At 62.6% G+C, this 16,247-nt stretch carries 12 protein-coding genes and 1 pseudogene; 10 read left to right on the top strand and 3 right to left on the bottom strand.

The genetic code is table 11. The features are described 5' to 3' along the window. Window positions 1-19 precede the first annotated feature (19 nt). The 3 genes from mhpT (at window position 20) to BJF97_RS16810 (ending at window position 3,579) form a co-directional block, all read left to right on the top strand. Window positions 20-1,216, top strand: coding sequence for a 3-(3-hydroxy-phenyl)propionate transporter MhpT (gene mhpT, locus BJF97_RS16820; protein ID WP_014229694.1), 1,197 nt, complete (start codon window positions 20-22; stop codon window positions 1,214-1,216). 141 nt (window positions 1,217-1,357) lie between these two features. Then, the gene (locus BJF97_RS16815) at window positions 1,358-2,095 is read left to right on the top strand and encodes a polyphenol oxidase family protein (RefSeq protein WP_014229693.1); all 738 of its coding nucleotides are present in this window, start codon (window positions 1,358-1,360) and stop codon (window positions 2,093-2,095) included. Window positions 2,096-2,175: 80 nt separating this feature from the next. Next, the gene (locus tag BJF97_RS16810) at window positions 2,176-3,579 is read left to right on the top strand and encodes a DUF1996 domain-containing protein (protein ID WP_014229692.1); all 1,404 of its coding nucleotides are present in this window, start codon (window positions 2,176-2,178) and stop codon (window positions 3,577-3,579) included. Window positions 3,580-4,475: 896 nt separating this feature from the next. On the opposite strand, the gene BJF97_RS16805 is transcribed toward BJF97_RS16810, so the two are convergent. Both BJF97_RS16805 and BJF97_RS16800 read right to left on the bottom strand, forming a co-directional pair. Next, the gene (locus BJF97_RS16805) at window positions 4,476-6,056 is read right to left on the bottom strand and encodes a rhodanese homology domain-containing protein (protein ID WP_014838732.1); all 1,581 of its coding nucleotides are present in this window, start codon (window positions 6,054-6,056) and stop codon (window positions 4,476-4,478) included. 1 nt (window position 6,057) lies between these two features. Beyond that, entirely contained in the window at window positions 6,058-6,654 is a 597-nt protein-coding gene (locus BJF97_RS16800) for a cysteine dioxygenase (RefSeq protein WP_032694744.1), read from the bottom strand. 107 nt (window positions 6,655-6,761) lie between these two features. Here BJF97_RS16800 and BJF97_RS16795 point away from each other — a divergent pair, with 107 nt between their 5' ends. The 7 genes and pseudogenes from BJF97_RS16795 (at window position 6,762) to BJF97_RS16765 (ending at window position 13,797) form a co-directional block, all read left to right on the top strand. Further along, entirely contained in the window at window positions 6,762-7,655 is an 894-nt protein-coding gene (locus BJF97_RS16795; RefSeq protein ID WP_032694743.1) for a LysR family transcriptional regulator, read from the top strand. A gap of 145 nt (window positions 7,656-7,800) precedes the next feature. Then, window positions 7,801-8,905 (top strand): annotated as a pseudogene (locus tag BJF97_RS16790) (LLM class flavin-dependent oxidoreductase). 34 nt (window positions 8,906-8,939) lie between these two features. Then, a complete protein-coding gene (locus BJF97_RS16785; RefSeq protein ID WP_050595152.1) occupies window positions 8,940-10,028 on the top strand; it encodes an acyl-CoA dehydrogenase family protein in 1,089 nt (362 codons plus the stop codon). Window positions 10,029-10,039: 11 nt separating this feature from the next. Beyond that, complete coding sequence (locus tag BJF97_RS16780; protein ID WP_014229686.1) at window positions 10,040-11,014, top strand: ABC transporter substrate-binding protein; 975 nt, start codon at window positions 10,040-10,042, stop codon at window positions 11,012-11,014. Further along, the gene (locus BJF97_RS16775) at window positions 11,011-12,039 is read left to right on the top strand and encodes an ABC transporter substrate-binding protein (RefSeq protein ID WP_103433570.1); all 1,029 of its coding nucleotides are present in this window, start codon (window positions 11,011-11,013) and stop codon (window positions 12,037-12,039) included. The genes BJF97_RS16780 and BJF97_RS16775 overlap by 4 nt, the downstream gene beginning before the upstream one ends. Beyond that, complete coding sequence (locus tag BJF97_RS16770; RefSeq protein ID WP_014229684.1) at window positions 12,020-13,015, top strand: ABC transporter permease; 996 nt, start codon at window positions 12,020-12,022, stop codon at window positions 13,013-13,015. The genes BJF97_RS16775 and BJF97_RS16770 overlap by 20 nt, the downstream gene beginning before the upstream one ends. Beyond that, on the top strand, window positions 13,009-13,797 hold the full coding sequence (locus tag BJF97_RS16765) for an ABC transporter ATP-binding protein (RefSeq protein ID WP_014838728.1): 789 nt from the start codon (window positions 13,009-13,011) through the stop codon (window positions 13,795-13,797). Before BJF97_RS16770 ends, BJF97_RS16765 begins: the two co-directional genes overlap by 7 nt. A gap of 138 nt (window positions 13,798-13,935) precedes the next feature. On the opposite strand, the gene BJF97_RS16760 is transcribed toward BJF97_RS16765, so the two are convergent. Next, complete coding sequence (locus BJF97_RS16760) at window positions 13,936-16,008, bottom strand: TonB-dependent siderophore receptor (RefSeq protein ID WP_088168676.1); 2,073 nt, start codon at window positions 16,006-16,008, stop codon at window positions 13,936-13,938. Window positions 16,009-16,247: the final 239 nt, after the last annotated feature.

Below are 16,247 nucleotides of genomic sequence, written 5' to 3'. Positions count from 1 at the left end.
GATATCGCAAAGGTACCCTATGACCCAAACAACGACTGCAAGCAATTCGCGCCTGATGTTAACCGTCGGGCTCTGTTTTATGGTGGCCCTGATGGAAGGGCTGGATCTGCAGGCGGCAGGCATCGCCGCCGTAGGCATGGCGCAGGCGTTCGCGCTGGATAAAATGCAGATGGGCTGGATTTTCAGCGTCGGGATCCTCGGCCTGCTGCCCGGCGCGCTGGTGGGCGGCATGCTGGCGGATCGCTATGGCCGCAAGCGAATTCTGCTGGGCTCGGTGCTGCTCTTTGGCCTGTTCTCAATCGCTACTGCGCTGGCGTGGAATTATCCCACGCTGCTGCTGGCCCGGCTGCTGACCGGCGTCGGCCTGGGCGCGGCGCTGCCGAATCTGATTGCCTTAACCTCCGAGGCCGCCGGCCCCCGCTTTCGCGGCAGGGCGGTCAGCCTGATGTACTGCGGCGTCCCCATCGGCGCGGCGCTGGCGGCGGCGCTGGGCTTTTTCGGCCTTGCCGCGGCCTGGCAAACGGTGTTCTGGATCGGCGGTATCGTTCCGCTGCTGCTGGTGCCGCTGCTGCTGCGCTGGCTGCCGGAATCGCCGGTGTTTCAGCGCAGCGCGCGGGGCGTGCCGCTGCGCACGCTCCTCGCGCCGGGCAACGCTACCGCCACGCTGCTGCTGTGGCTGTGCTATTTTTTCACGCTGCTGGTGGTCTATATGCTGATCAACTGGCTGCCGATGCTGTTAGTCGGCCAGGGGTTCAGCCCCAGCGAGGCGGCGGGAGTGATGTTTGTCCTGCAGTTTGGCGCCGCCTGCGGCACGCTGCTGCTGGGGGCACTGATGGATAAGCTCAGCCCGCTGTGGATGTCGCTGCTGATCTATACCGGCATGCTGGCGTCGCTGCTGGCGCTGGGGACCGCGTCCTCGCTGACCGCAATGCTCTTCTCCGGCTTTGTCGCCGGACTGTTTGCCACCGGCGGCCAGAGCGTGCTTTACGCGCTGGCTCCGCTGTTCTATCGCACCGAAATCCGCGCCACCGGCGTGGGGACGGCGGTGGCGATTGGCCGCCTCGGCGCGATGAGCGGTCCGCTGCTGGCGGGCAAAATGCTGGCGCTGGGCACCGGCACCGTCGGGGTGATGGCTGCGTCCGCTCCCGGCATTCTGCTGGCGGGCGCGGCGGTGTTCTGGCTGATGAGCCGACAAAAGCGCACGGCGCTGGCCTGAGCATTTTCGCTGATTCCCGGGGGCGGCGCGGTAAAGCCGCGCCTTGCCCGGGCTACCGGACTGGTAGCCCGGGAATCCGCCTTGCGCATCTCTCTACTTTGGCATAGGTTAAATCATCATCCATTGATTCTTCCGAGCATCATGTCTTTTACATCCCGCTTACTGAGCGATATCCCCGGTATCCGCTACGCCTTTCTCGACGTTCATGAAACCGCCGCCTTTCCCTATAGCGAAATGGCGCCGGTTAAACTGGTTCACAGCAATATCGTACATGAGTATCGGGCGCCGCAGGCGGAGCGCCCCCACGCCGATGCGATGTTTACCGCCGTCAGCGGGCAAAAGATGGGCGTGGTGACCGCCGACTGTCTGCCGCTGCTGATGGCGTCGCGCGATGGGCGCTATGTCTGCAGCGTGCACGCAGGCTGGCGCGGCGCGGCCAGCGGGATTATCGAAAATAGCCTTGCGCTGTTTCAGCGTTATCACGTCGACCCGCAAGATCTGGTGGTGGTGAGCGGGCCGCATATTCACCCCTGCTGCTATGAAGTCACCGGCGACTTCTACCAGGCGCTGCTGGCGATGCCCGCCGGCGAGCTGGCAAAACGCCATCGGGAGCAGCTCTTCCTGTCCCATCAGGCGGCGTCGGAGGGGGAGCAGGCGAAAGCGACCGCGGGCGACAATGCGTGGTTCGATCTGCGGGCTTTTGCCCACCTCCTGCTGCGCAGCGCGGGCGTACCGGAGGAAAACATGGAGTGGCTGGGGAGCTGCACCTACTGCACGCCGCAGCGGCTGGGGTCGTTTCGTCGGCGCACGCATTTCCCGGCGCCGAAGTCATTTCAGTACTCATGGATCATGCGCGAGCCTGATGGGGCGGGCCGATGAGACGAAATGATGTTTGATGATGTGTAACATCGGCGGGCGTTTGCTATCTCTGCACTCCTTCAAACAAGGAGGATTGCAAAATGAAATTGAACGCGTTCACTTTAACTCTCGCGCCGCTGCTGGTTGCCGGCGCGTTTTCCGCTCATGCCGGCCCGCAGGCCCACGTGGTCTGCGCTTATCACCATACGTTGGGCGATGACGCCATCATGATGTTCGGCAAACCGAATCAGGCCATGTGGCATGATTTTTTTGGTAATACCCATACCGATGCGGTTTCCACCTATCAGACGCTGCGCGACCAGCCGGAAACCACCTGCGATAACAAGGCCGACGGTTCCGCCTACTGGGTGCCATCGATGAAGCTGCCGGATGGTCAGGTGGTGACGCCGGCGTATCAAAAAACCTACTATCAGACCACCAAAGTGGAACAGTATCCGCTGCACCCGTTCCCGGCGGGTCTCGAACTGCTGGCGGGCGATCACCACGGTTCGGCGCCCAGCTCGCGCATCACCTTTTTGTGCGCTAACGGCAAAGGCTACAGCAACAAGGCCGGCGAAGTCTGTGGGCTGCGGAAAGGTGGCGATGCGGTACAGTTTAATATCGGTATTCAGTTCCCCAACTGCTGGGATGGGGTCAACCTCAAACCGGCTCACGGACACAGTAACGCGGCATACGACGTCAACGGCGCCTGTCCGAGCGACTATCCGGTGAAAATCCCGACGGTGAATATGAATGTGGCCTACGTTCTGCCGCAGATTACATCCCTGGATACCGCGAAGATTCAGCTCTCCCTGGATCCGATCATGGACGGTGAGAAGCGCGAAGAGCGCTGGGGCAGTATCTATACGGCGCACGCGGATTTTATGAACGGCTGGACGGTGGAGGGGGCGCACTATATGACCGAGCGCTGCATGAACAAGGGGATCGACTGCGGCAGCGCGGTGCCGTATCGCTTCACGACGGTGAAGGAGAATGCGCTGGTGGACAGCACCGCGCCGACGGTCGCCCATCCCGCGCCGGAAAACCTGGTGGTCAGCGATAACTGGCAAAACGGCGGGCGCACGCACAATCCGGAAACCATGACGCTGGTGAAATTCCCTATCCCGCCGCTGCCTCAGGATCAGGACGCCTCGCTGTTTAAATATCAGCTGCGGATCTACGGCGGAAAAGTGGAAACCAACGGCGCGGATCAGATCTTTTTCTATCCGGCGAGCAACGACTGGAGCGCGAACAGCGTGACCTGGAATCATCGCCCGCCCTGCAACTACAGCTCGGAGGCGTCGCTGTACCTCAATTCCAAACGCGAATACCGGATGGTGGATGTCGATAAAGCGGTGCGCAAGGCGCTGGCGGAAGGCAAAACCGAGATCTCGTGGTATATCGGCGGCGACCGTCAGGGCAATCGCTATCATTTCGACCCGGCAGGGGCGCAGCAGGAGCCGATGCTGATGCTGATGGGCTTTAAAAATACCCCGGAGATCTGATTGCGGCCCTTCCCCGGGCGACGGGTTCGCAGACGGCGGTGGACCTGTAGCCCGGGCAGGCGCTTTGCGCCGCCCCCGGGAGCAAAGTGCAGTGCGGCATAATTTCCCGGAGGCGATGCTGCGCATCTGTCCGGGCTACGGTATGGCAGACGGCGGTGGACCTGTAGCCCGGGCAGGCGCTTGCGCCGCCCCCGGGAGCAGAGCGCAGTGCGGCATAATTACCCGGAGGCGATGCTGCGCATCTGTCCGGGCTACAGTATGGCAGACGGCGGTGGACCTGTAGCCCGGGCAGGCGCTTTGCGCCGCCCCCGGGAGCAGAGTGCAGTGCGGCATAATTTCCCGGAGGCGATGCTGCGCATCTGTCCGGGCTACGGTATGGCAGACGGCAGTGGACCTGTAGCCCGGGCAGGCGCTTGCGCCGCCCCCGGGAGCAGAGCGCAGTTCGGCATAATTTCCCGGAGGCGATGCTGCGCATCTGTCCGGGCTACGGTATGGCAGACGGCAGTGGACCTGTAGCCCGGGCAGGCGCTTTGCGCCGCCCCCGGGAGCAGAGCGCAGTTCGGCATAATTTCCCGGAGGCGATGCTGCGCATCTGTCCGGGCGACGGTATGGCAGGCGGCGGTGGACCTGTAGCCCGGGCAGGCGCTTGCGCCGCCCCCGGGAGCAGAGCGCAGTTCGGCATAATTCCCCGGAGGCGATGCTGCGCATCTGTCCGGGCTACCGGATGGCAGACGGCAGTGGACCTGTAGCCCGGGCAGGCGCTTGCGCCGCCCCCGGGAGCAGAGTGCAGTGCGGCATAATTTCCCGGAGGCGATGCTGCGCATCTGTCCGGGCTACGGTATGGCAGACGGCAGTGAGCCCGTAGCCCCGCTAAGCGCAGCGCGAGCGGGGGGACATCACAATACTTTAAACCCGTGCGTGCCATCGCGCTTCAGCTGTTCAACCAGGCCGAACTCCCAGTCGAGGTAGGCCTGCATTGCCGCGGGTGAGTTATCGGTACCTTCATACGGGCGCTGATAGCGATCGCTGCGCGGCGTCGCCAGATGCGTCTCGCCATGCTCCAGCGCCAGCCCGGCGTCAATCCACGCCAGCGTGCCGCCGCTCAGCAGCTGCACCGGTTTACCGGTTAACGCCGCAACCTCAGGCACCGCGTAGCGGGCCAGCAGGCTGCTGCCGCAGGTGACAACGTAACGCTCGGCGGAAGGCAGCACCTCCAGCGCCTGGCGCAGCTGTGAACGTACCAGCCAGTAAGCGCCGGGAATATGCCGGGCGACGTAGTTGGCGCTGGTGGTAAAGTCCAGCACCACGGTTCCCGGCTCCCTCAGCTGTGCCGCCAGCTGCTGCGGGGCAATCTCCTCCGCCTGCGGACCCGGCGGTACGCGGCCTGCGGGGGTACCGCGCTCGCTAAAATCTTCCGCGCGCGCATCGCGTAATACCGCCACTTCCCACCCCATCTGCGCCAGCCAGGACGCCGTTATCGGCGCGCGTATCTCGTCATCGGCAATCAGCACAATGCGCGCCCCGCGCACGCTGGCGAAATGGTCGGTTTCCTGCACCAGCTGCCCGCCGGGCGCGCTAACGCTCAGCGGCAGATGACCTGCGGCGTACTCCTCCGGGCTGCGGACGTCGAACAGGTAAGTGGTGCGGGCGGGCTGCCGCAGCCAGCGCTGAAGGGTTGGGCTGTCTATAAAGGCGACGCCGGCTCGCTCCGCCAGCTGCCTCACCGCCGCCGCGCGTTCGGCTGGGGCGCGAAAATCGGCGTCATAACGCCGCTGCTGGCCGCGCTCAAGGTCAAACCCGGCTAAGGTCCAGCCGATGGTGCCGTTGCGCAGTGCGTAGACCGGATTGGGCAAACCGGCATTGCGCAGCGACTGCGTGCCGATAATACTGCGCGTGCGCCCCGCGCAATTGACGATCACCGTCGCCTGCGATGATGGAATCAGGCCCTCAATGCGCAGCGCCAGCTCCCCGCCGGGCACGCTGATGCTGCCGGGAATATTCATGGTGTGATACTCATCGAAACGGCGCGCGTCGACGACAACCACCTCCTGTTGACCATCGAGCAGCGCCTGCACTTCCCCGGCGCTCAGCGAGGGGGTATGCCGCTCGCTCTCCACCAGCTCGCCGAACGCTTTGCTCGGCGAATTCACATCCTGGAACAGCTCTCCGCCGCTGCGCTGCCACCCCGGCAGGCCGCCTTCCAGCAGGGCGACATCTTCGTAGCCCCAGCTCTGCAGGCGCTCGACGGCCCGCTCCGCCAGACCTTCGCCGCCGTCATAGACGGTAATCGGCGTCGTCAGGCGCGGCACGCGCCGAAAAATATCCAGCTCCAGCTTGCTTAGCGGCAGATTAGCGGCAAACAGCGGATGGCTGCGGGCAAAGTCGGCCTCTTCGCGAACGTCGATCAGCGCCAGCTCGGCGCCGTCCAGCAGCGCCTGGCGCAGCTGGGCGGCCGGGCGATAAGAACAGGTGGGCATATTAATTATCCTTTGAGAGATCCCAGATATTGGGTAAGTGGCGGTTGGAGTAGCCGGAGACAAAAGGTTTGACGAGGCCTTCCGGGGTATAAACCGCTCGCCTGACGCCGCCGATATTGCCGCCGTAAACGTGAATACTGATCGAGACGCTATCCGCGAGGGCGTTGCTCACCCGGTGAATATCGCCGTCGCGGGAAGAGACTTTTTCCACTTCGCCTGGGGAAAGGCGTTCAGCAACGCCGCTGACCACCGGCTGGCCGCGCTCGTCCAGGCGGTAGCGCTGATTCTCCTCCGCGCCCCGCAGCATGCCGATGGCGCCCCACACCCGATGATCGTGAATCGGCGTCGATTGCCCCGGCCCCCAGACGAAGCTGACAATGGAAAAACGCTGTCCGGAATCGGCATGCAGCAGATACTGCTGATAGTGGTGGGGATGCGGCAGGGTGTACTCCTCCGGCAGCCAGTCATCCTTTTTCACCAGCGCGGCCAGGCGCAGGGCCACGGCGTCGAGCAGGGGCTGTTCATCGGCAAATTCGCGATGCAGGGCATCAAGGTCTTGAATAAACTGGCGTAATTTTTCCACTCGCGGTGCGGTCATGGTCGCTTCCTGTTGTCGGGACTGGTCTTTACGCTAGCAAAGGCGTTAATATAATTAAAATGCAATTTCCGCATATATTAATATGCAAAAATCACATTAAGGACGCTATGCGCATCGACGACATTGACGCACTGCTGGCCACCGTGCAGTTCTCCTCGCTTAACCAGGCCGCGGAATATCTCGGTATTACCCAATCGGCGATTACCCGTCGTCTGCAGCGTCTTGAGCAAACCCTCAACGTAACGCTGCTGGAGCGTCAGACCCGGCCGCTCACCCTGACCGCCGCCGGGCACCGGGTTTACGAGCAGTGCCTGAGCATCAAGCGGGAGACCAAAAAGCTGTACGGCCTGCTCGACCCCGAGGCCGAGCCGCACGGTATCCTGCGTCTCGGGGTCCCGCAGAGCGTGGCGGAAATTGCCCTGCAGCCGGCGCTGAGCGCGCTGCGCCAGCAGTTTCCCGCCCTGCGACCGCAGGTGACCTGCGGCTGGAGCGGGCTGCTGCAAAAGCGCCTTGAAAGCGTCGAGCTGGACGGCGTGCTGGCGATGGGGCCGGAACAGCAACGCTTTGCTGAGGGCTACGGCGGGCGCCTGCTGTGCCCGCTGGATATTGTGGTGATTGCGGCTAAAAGCTGGCGTCTTCACGCCGGGGCGCTGCGCGACTGCGCGGAAAAAGGCTGGGTGCTCAATCCCGACGGCTGCGGCCTGCGGGCCGGGCTGATCCGCGAGCTGCAGTCCCAGGGGCTGCGTCTGGCGCTGAATGTCGAGACCGCGGGCGCCCAGCTGCAAATCAGCCTCGTGGCGCAGGGGCTGGGGCTTGGCCTGGTGCCGCGCGCCGCGCTGGCCGCCAGCCCGTGGCGCGACGAGGTGACGGTATTGACGCTGGCGGATTTCCAGCCCGAGGTGCATCTGTGGCTGGTTCACGCGCAGAATCTGGCCAATCTGAGCCAGCCGCTGACTTTTTTCGCCGGCAAAGTCGTTCAGCAGCTAAACGTATCTGGCTGAAACGTATATATAATTTTTATAAATGCTTATCTCGCATATTAAGATATGATAAAAATGCATTTTGTTCATTAAGAGCCCGTGTATAGGGTAATGAAAACGCGCCGCCGCGGCGGCCCACTCATTATCCTGCTATAAGGAGTTCTGCATGAGCATTCAATTTCTCGGCATGATCGGCCACCGCCTGTCGTCGGAAACCATCGCCCCGGTCGGCCCGATTTTTGACCGCGATTACATCGTGCGTTTCGCGCAAACCCACGAGGCCGCCGGGTTTGACCGCCTGCTGGTGGGCCACTGGTCCGATCAACCCGACGGATTCCTGGTGACCGCGCTGGCGGGTCTGTCGACGCAAAAGATCGGCTTCCTGTTGGCTCATCGTCCCGGTTTTGTCTCGCCGACCCTCGCCGCGCGTAAGTTCGCTACCCTTGAACACCTGCTGGGCGGCCGTCTGGCGGTACATATCATCAGCGGCGGCAATGACGCCGAGCAGCGCCGCGACGGTGATTACCTCGATCACGACCAGCGCTATGCGCGTACCGATGCCTTCCTTGAGACCGTCCGCAAGGTATGGACCGCCGAACAGCCGGTGGATATCACCAATGACTTTTATCAGGCGGAACAGGCGTGGTCGGCCATTCGCCCGCTGCAAAAACCGCATATCCCTCTCTATTTCGGCGGTTCGTCGGAAGCGGCCATTGCCGTGGCCGGCAAGCACGCCAACGTCTTCGCCCTGTGGGGAGAGTCGCTGGCGCAAACCGCGGAAACCATCCAGCGCGTGCGGGCCGAGGCGGCGAAACATCAGCGCGAAATCGACTTCAGCGTCTCGTTCCGGCCGATTATCGCCGCGACCGAAGCCGAGGCCTGGGAGAAAGCCGAGCATATCCTGCACGTCGCCACCGAGCGGGCGGCGCAGAGCGGAGGCGGTTTCAAAGCCAAGCCCGACAGCGTCGGGGCGCAGCGTCTGCGGGCGACGGCGGCGCAGGGCAAGGTGGTGGATAAACGCCTGTGGACCGGGATCGCGCAGCTGGTAGGCGGCGGCCACAACTCCACCGCGCTGGTGGGCACCCCGGAACAGGTCGCCGACGCGCTGCTCGATTACTACGACCTCGGCGTGCGCAACTTCCTGATCCGCGGGTTCGATCCGCTCAACGATGCTCAGGAGTACGGTAAAGCGCTGCTGCCGATCGCCCGCGAAAAAGCCGCCCTGCGCGCCGTGGCGGAGCGCGCCTCGTGATCGGTCAGACAAGCGATGACTGGGCGCGGCGGTTGACGGAGATACGCCAGCTGATGGCGGAGCAGGCGGCCAGTCTCGACGCCAGCGGCGACTTTCCCCGCGACAATATCGACCGTCTGCGCCAGCGCGGTTTTTTAAGCCTCGCCGTGCCGCAGCAGTACGGCGGGGCAGGTGCCGGCTTAGCCGAGCTTCAGCAGGCCATTGCGGCCATCGCCTGGGGCGAACCGGCGACGGCGCTGATCGTCTGCATGCAGTACCTGCACCATCTGCGGCTGGCGGAGAACGAGAACTGGTCCGAGCCGCTGCGCCAGCGGGTTTTTCACGATGCCGTCGAGCGGGGAGGCTTGATCAACAGCCTGCGCGTGGAGCCGGAACTGGGCTCCCCGGCGCGCGGCGGCCTGCCGCAAACCGTGGCGACCCGCCGCGCGGAAGGGTGGCAGATTAACGGCCATAAAATCTATACCACCGGTATTGAGGGGCTGAGCTGGCTGGCCATCTGGGGCCGCAGCGACGACGCTCCGCCGCTGGTCGGCACCTGGCTGGTGCCCCACGACAGTGAGGGCATTACCGTGGTGAACAGCTGGGATCACGCCGGAATGCGGGCAACCGGCAGCCACGAAGTGGTGCTGAACAACGTCCGGGTGGCCGCAGAGCACGCGGTGGACGTGTGGCCTGCCGATGCGCCTCCCGCGCCGGATGCGGAGCAGTTTCGTCTGTTTGCCAACCGCCATACGGCGCTGCTGGCGGCGATTTACGACAGCATCGCGCGGGCCGCCCGCGACTGGCTGGTAACGTGGCTGGGTACGCGTATTCCGGGCAGCCTTGGGCAACCCCTTTCCAGCCTGCCGCGGGTGCAGGAAAAAGTCGGCCAGATTGACGGCTGGCTACTGGTCAATCGCACTCTGCTGGAAAAGGCCGCGCAGCTGGGCTTTTCCGCCATTGAGGCGAATCTCGCGAAAGTCACGATTACCGACAACGCCATTCAGGCGGTGAACCTGGCGCTGGAGCTGACCGGCAACCATGGCCTGAGTCGGCAAAATCCTCTGGAACGCCACTATCGCAACGTGCTGTGCGGGCGGGTACATACCCCGCAGAGCGACAGCGCGTGGCTGGCGGCCGGCAAACACGCTTTTCAAAAATAAGGATAATTCATATGCGCAGACTTAATTTTACCGGTTTAGCCGGGGTGGTTATGCTGCTGGCCCTGAGCGGCTATGCGGCGGCTCAGGAGCGAATCACCCTGCGAATCGCCGATCAAAAAGGCGGCATGCGTTCGCAGCTGGAGGCAGCCAACGCCCTGCAGGATCTTCCTTACGAGATTAAATGGGCCGAGTTTCCGGCCGCCGCGCCGCTGGCGGAAGCGCTTAACGCCGGGGCGGTGGATGCGGGAATTATCGGCGATGCGCCGCTGCTGTTCGCGCTGGCTAACGGCGCGCCGGTTAAAGCCATCGCCGTCGATAAAAGTAACCCGGCCGGCACCGCGGTGCTGGTCTCGCCCGGCAGCGCGTTGAAAAGCGCCGCGGATTTAAAAGGCAAACGCATCGCTACCGGTAAAGGGTCGATTGGCCACTTTGTGGCGCTGAAAGCGCTGGAGCAGGCGGGAATTTCGCCGAAAGAGGTGCAGTGGGTGTTTCTCGGTCCGGTGGACGCCAAAGTGGCGCTGCTCAACGGTTCGGTGGACGCCTGGGCGACCTGGGAGCCCTATACCACGCAGCTGGTGAAGACCGCCGAGGGGCAGATTCTGGTCAGCGGCAAAGGGCTGCTGCCGGGTAACACTTTCCTGGCGGCAACCGATGATGCCCTTAAGGATCCGCAGAAGCGCGCGGCGCTGCAGGATTACCTCAATCGCCTGGCCGGCGCCGAGCGCTGGGCCTACGCCAATCTCGATAGCTACGGTAAAACGCTGGGGGAAATTATTCGTTTCCCGGCGGATATCGCCCGCGCGCAGTTTGCCAATCGCCAGTCGCAGTGGCTGCGTCTGGACGCGAAGACGGTCGCTCAGCAGCAGTCGACAGCGGACTTTTACCTCGCCAACGGGCTGATCCGCGCAAAGCTGGACGTGACGCCGACGTTTGATAACGGCTTTAGCGTGCCTGCCGCGCAGGCCCATGCGGAGGTGTCGCCATGATGACATCTCGCCGTCGTTTCTTACGCTTGACCGGCAGCCTTGCGCTGGCCGGGGCCTCTCTGCCCCTTTGGGCTCACGATATAGCGGCCATGGCGAGCGGTGAGGAACACCCGGCCCTGCGCCTGGCGCAGCCGTACAAAATCAAGCTGGCGATTAACAAAAGCGCGGTGTGCCTGGCGCCGGTTGCCGTCGCGGAGCAGCAGAAGATCTTCAGTAAATACAATCTCGACGTGGAGTTCGTTAACTTCGGCAACTCGACGGACGTGCTGCTGGAGGCGATTGCCACCGGCAAGGCCGACGCCGGCGTCGGGATGGCGCTGCGCTGGCTGAAGGCGCTGGAGCAGGGCTTCGACGTGAAGCTCACCGCCGGAACCCACGGCGGCTGCCTGAACCTGCTGACGGCGAAAAACTCGCCGTTCGGCGGCCTGGAGAGCCTGAAGGGGCAAACCATCGGCGTCACCGATATGGCCGGGCCGGATAAAAACTTCTTCGCCATCTTGCTTAAGCGCCACGGCATCGATCCGATAAGCGATGTGCAGTGGAAAGTCTATCCGGCAGATTTACTCAGCGTGGCGCTGGATAAACGCGAAATTGCCGCCATCAGCGGCAGCGAACCCTTCAGCTATCGTCTGCTGGACACCGGTAAATATCAGCTTATCGCCAGCAATATGACCGGCGATTACGCTAACCTGAGCTGCTGCGTGCTGGGGGTCAGCGGTAGCCTGGCGCGCGATCATAAACCGGCCGCCGCCGCGCTCACCCAGGCGATTCTTGAGGCGCACAGCTATGCCGCCGCGCATCCGGAGAGCGTGGCGCAATCCTTCCTCGCCCATGCGCTGAATACCAATGAGGCGGAGGTCAGCGGCATTCTCCACGGCCAGGGGCACGGCCATCATGCGGTGGGCGAGGCGTTTGTCAAAGAGCTGACCCAGTACGCCGTGGATCTTCAGCGGGTGCAGGTCATTAAACCGGGAACCGATCCCCATCAGTTTGCGGAGAGCATTTATGTCAACGTTTTCGCCTGAACGGGTGCTGACGCGCCCGGCAAGCGGCAGGCCGCTGTGGAAGGAAGGCTGGCTTGCCGCCGCGCTATGGCTGCTGGGCGGCCTGTTTACCCTGGCCTGGCCCGATGCCGGGCGGCGCTGGCCGTTTAGCGAAGGGTGGGCGCTGGCGCAGTTCACCCTTGGCGGCGGACTGTTGCTGCTGGCGCTGAGCTACCGCTACTGGCGGCAGCGGGGGACTCGCCTGCAGCATGCCGGAAAGTGGCTGGCGCTGCTGCCGCTGCTTTTTGCGCTGTGGGAGGGACTGACGGCCAAGACGGCGTTTCTGCCGGTGCCGTTTTTCGCGCCGCCGCAGGCGCTGATTGAGGTGCTGCACGATGACTGGCCGCGCCTGCTTGATAGCCTTCTGCATTCGCTGGGGCTGCTCGGGCTCGGGGTGCTGCTGGGCACCAGCTGCGGTTTTATCAGCGGGCTGGCGATCGGCTGGTCCCAGCGGATCGGCTACTGGGTGCATCCGGTGTTGCGTCTGCTGGGGCCGGTGCCGTCCACCGCGCTGCTGCCGCTGTGCCTGTTTATCTTCCCTTCCAGCTTCGGCGCCAGCGTGTTTCTGATCGCGCTCAGCACCTGGTTCCCGGTGACCGTGCTGACCTGGTCCGGGGTTATCGGCATCGATAAGGCGTGGTATGACGTGGCGCGAACCCTGGGCGCCAGCCAGCGTTTCCTGATCCTGCGCGTGGCGATCCCCGCCGCGTTGCCGAACGTTTTTGTCGGCCTGTTTATGGGGCTTGGCGCATCGTTTTCGGTGCTGATCGTCGCCGAAATGGTCGGCGTGAAATCCGGTATCGGTTTTTATCTCCAGTGGGCGCAGGGCTGGGCGGCCTATCCCAATATGTACGCGGCGCTGCTGGTGATGGCGCTGCTCTGCTCCGGCCTGATTAGCGGGCTGTTTATGGTCCGCGACCGGCTGCTGAGCTGGCAGCGGGGAGGGATGCAATGGTAACCGCGAACGCCACTTCTCAGGCGGCATCGACCGGCGCGGCGGTGTCGATAAGTCATCTGCATCACGCTTTTAGCCTTGGCAAACAGACGGTGCCGGTGCTGGAGAATATCAGCCTGCAGCTGCGGCCGGGAGAGAGCGTCGCGCTGCTCGGTCCTTCGGGCTGCGGTAAATCCACTCTACTGCGGCTGCTGGCGGGACTGGAGCCGCAGCAGGCCGGGCAAATTCAGATTGATGAGGCGGCGATGGGGGGACCGGGGCCCGAACGGATACTGGTGTTTCAGGATCCGACCCTTTATCCGTGGCTGACGGTGCGGCAAAACGTGCTGCTGGGACCGCAGGCGCAGGGGAAAAAGGGGCTTGAGCCAAAGGCCGACGCGCTGATTTCGCGAATGGGGCTGCAGGCGTTTAGCGAAGCGTGGCCGCGCCAGCTTTCCGGCGGGATGGCGCAGCGTGCGGCGCTGGCCCGGGCGCTGCTGAATGAGCCGCGTCTGCTGCTGCTCGACGAGCCGCTGGGCAAGCTGGATTCCCTTACCCGCATCAGCATGCAGCGGGAGCTGATCGCCCTGTGGCAGCAGCAGGGCTATACCAGCCTGCTGGTTACCCACGACATCGAAGAGGCGCTGCTGCTGTGCGATCGGGTGTTAATCATGTCGCCGCGACCGGGGCGGATTATCGCCGAGTTTGCGCTGCCGCTGACGTATCCCCGCCATCGCGACAATCCGCTGCTGCTGCAGCATCGGCAGGATATTTTGCGCATTCTTGGCCAGGGAGAGGACTGGTAAGGCAAGGCGTTATCCGGGGCGTGCTGATTCTGACCGTTCGGCGGGGATTCCCGGGGGCGGCGCGGTAGGGCCGCGCCGCCCCCGGGCTACAATGTGCTAGCCCGGATAAGGCGCCGCGATCCGGGACAGGGATGAGGCTTAAAAATCCATCTTCACCGTAAACTGTACTTCCCGCGGATCGCCGATCTGGTTGCCGAGGTTATTGGTGCCGATGGAGGAGGTGTAATAGGTCTTATCGAACAGGTTCTTCACGTTAACCTGCAGGGTCACCGGATATTGCAGCTTCATCTTATAGGCCGCAAACACATCCGCCACCGCATAGCCCTGCAGATAATAATCCGCGCCGTTGGTGCCGGAACGTTTGCTCACCGCGCGACCGCCGCCCCCCACCGTCAGCGTATTGCTGTCGTAGACATTGTGAATGTCGTAGCTCAGGAACAGCGAACCGGTGTGTTTCGGCACGTTCGGCAGCGGTTTGCCTTTGTAATCCGGATCGTCGGTGACCTTCGCATCGGTATAGCCGTAGCTGGCGATAACGCTCAGGTTATCGGTCAGCGACCCGGACACGTCCACTTCGACGCCGCGGGAGCGCACTTTACCGGCGGTTTTTGCCACCGTCTCATCGCCCACGGATTCCGTGTAGAGGACGTTGCGCTTATCAATATCAAACAGCGCGATATTGGCGGTGACGCCATTGAACAGATCGAACTTCGCGCCCAGCTCGTAAGACGTCGACTCTTCCGGCGGCAGATTGCCAATATAGCTGGCGATAGAGGACTGCGGCATAAACGACTGCGCCACGTTTCCGAACAGCGAGACGGACGGCGTCAGCTTATACACCAGGCCCGCTTTCGGCGTCCATTTCTGGTCGCTGCTGTCGGTATTGACGTTAAACGGGCGGCCCTTGCCGGCGTACTGGGTGTAATACTGATAGCGCACCCCGGCGACGGCAATCCACTTATCGGTAAGATAGAGCGCGTCCTGGAGGTAGCCCGCGTAGCTCTCCTGCTGAATACGCTGGTCGCTGTCGGATGCCGAAACGCTGGAGCATTTGCCAACAGTGCCGTAGACCGGATTATAGATATTGAAACCCTTGACGTTCTTACAGCGGATCATATCGGTGCGCAGCAGATCGTAATTCTCGTAGGCCAGGCCGGTGAGGATCTCGTTGTAGAAACCGCCAATGACCACGTTGCCCTGTAAATCCGCCCGCGTAGTGTGCATTTTCTGGGTGGAACCGTGGGTGGCATCGACGCGGCGGGTCAGGTTGCCGGTCGCCGAGTCGTAGGCCATTACCCTGGCCTGATCGTCGTTGTAATGATCCTGGCTGTAGCTGTAGTCGAAGCGGGCGGTCCAGGCGTCGCTGAGACGGTATTCGGCATTCAGTTGCGCGAGATCGGAATAACCGTCGGTAATATTAAACGGTTCATCAAAACGCGTTTTGCGATCGACGTTCACCGCATGGCCGGTGTTCAGATCGAAGATGGTGCCGCGATCGAATGGGGTACTGTAGTCACGGTGCGAATATGAGACGTTCACCGTCGCCCGCTCGCCGAACCAGGTCAGGGAGGGGTTAATAAAGCTGCTCTTCTCTTTGCCGAAATTACGCCAGTAATCTTCATGCTGATATTCGCCAATTACCCGATACGCCAGCTGAGTCCCGTCGATGGGGCCGGTGACGTCAAACTGGCCGGTACCGCCGCCAAAGCTGGTGGAGGTGGCGGAGACGGAGCCGCCGAAGCTGCGCTCCGGGCGTTTGGTCACCACGTTGATTAATCCGCCGGGGTCGAGAATACCGTACAGCGTTGAGGCCGGGCCTTTGAGCACTTCGACGCGTTCGGTGGCGGCGGTGAAGCTGCGCGGCAGCACGGTGCGCAGGCCGTTGGTCATGATTGAACCATCGCGGTTAGCGCCGAAGCCGCGGCGGGTGAAGGCGTCCTGGGTCCCGCCGAGGGTATTGGTTTGTACCACGTTGGCGACGTTATACAGCGCTTCGTCGAGGTTCGTCGCATGCTGATCCTCGAGCACCTGCTCGCTGACGGTATTGACCACCTGCGGAATATCCAGCATCGGCATGGTAGTCAGCGTGGCGGTCGAGGTATTGACCGGCTGATATCCCTGGGTAGCGCGTTGCCGAGTGCCGTCGGCCACGACCGTTATGGTCTCGTCAGCGGTTTTCTTTGTTTTATCGGCGCTATTAACCGCTGCCAATAATCCCGGTGAGGTGAAAAAAATCAGTGAAAAAAGCGCACGCCCTTTTAATGCCGAATAAGGGACATTGAGTGGAATCATTTTTGTGTCTCGTGAACGAACCTCGCCTTTGCGGAGAGGTAAAGCCAATAAAATCATTGCCCTGAAAAATAAACCTGGCTGTTTTTTACGCCGCAACGCGCGCCAGATATGTAATTGAGAATCATTCAATCATGAAGGCATGTAGTAGTAAACGTTAT

The sequence above is a fragment of the Klebsiella sp. LTGPAF-6F genome, assembly GCF_001753185.1.
In the GTDB taxonomy this organism is placed as follows: Bacteria; Pseudomonadota; Gammaproteobacteria; order Enterobacterales; family Enterobacteriaceae; genus Klebsiella; species Klebsiella michiganensis.
Note: the sequence above shows the minus strand (reverse complement) of the source record. Positions and strands in the feature narration are given on the sequence as shown.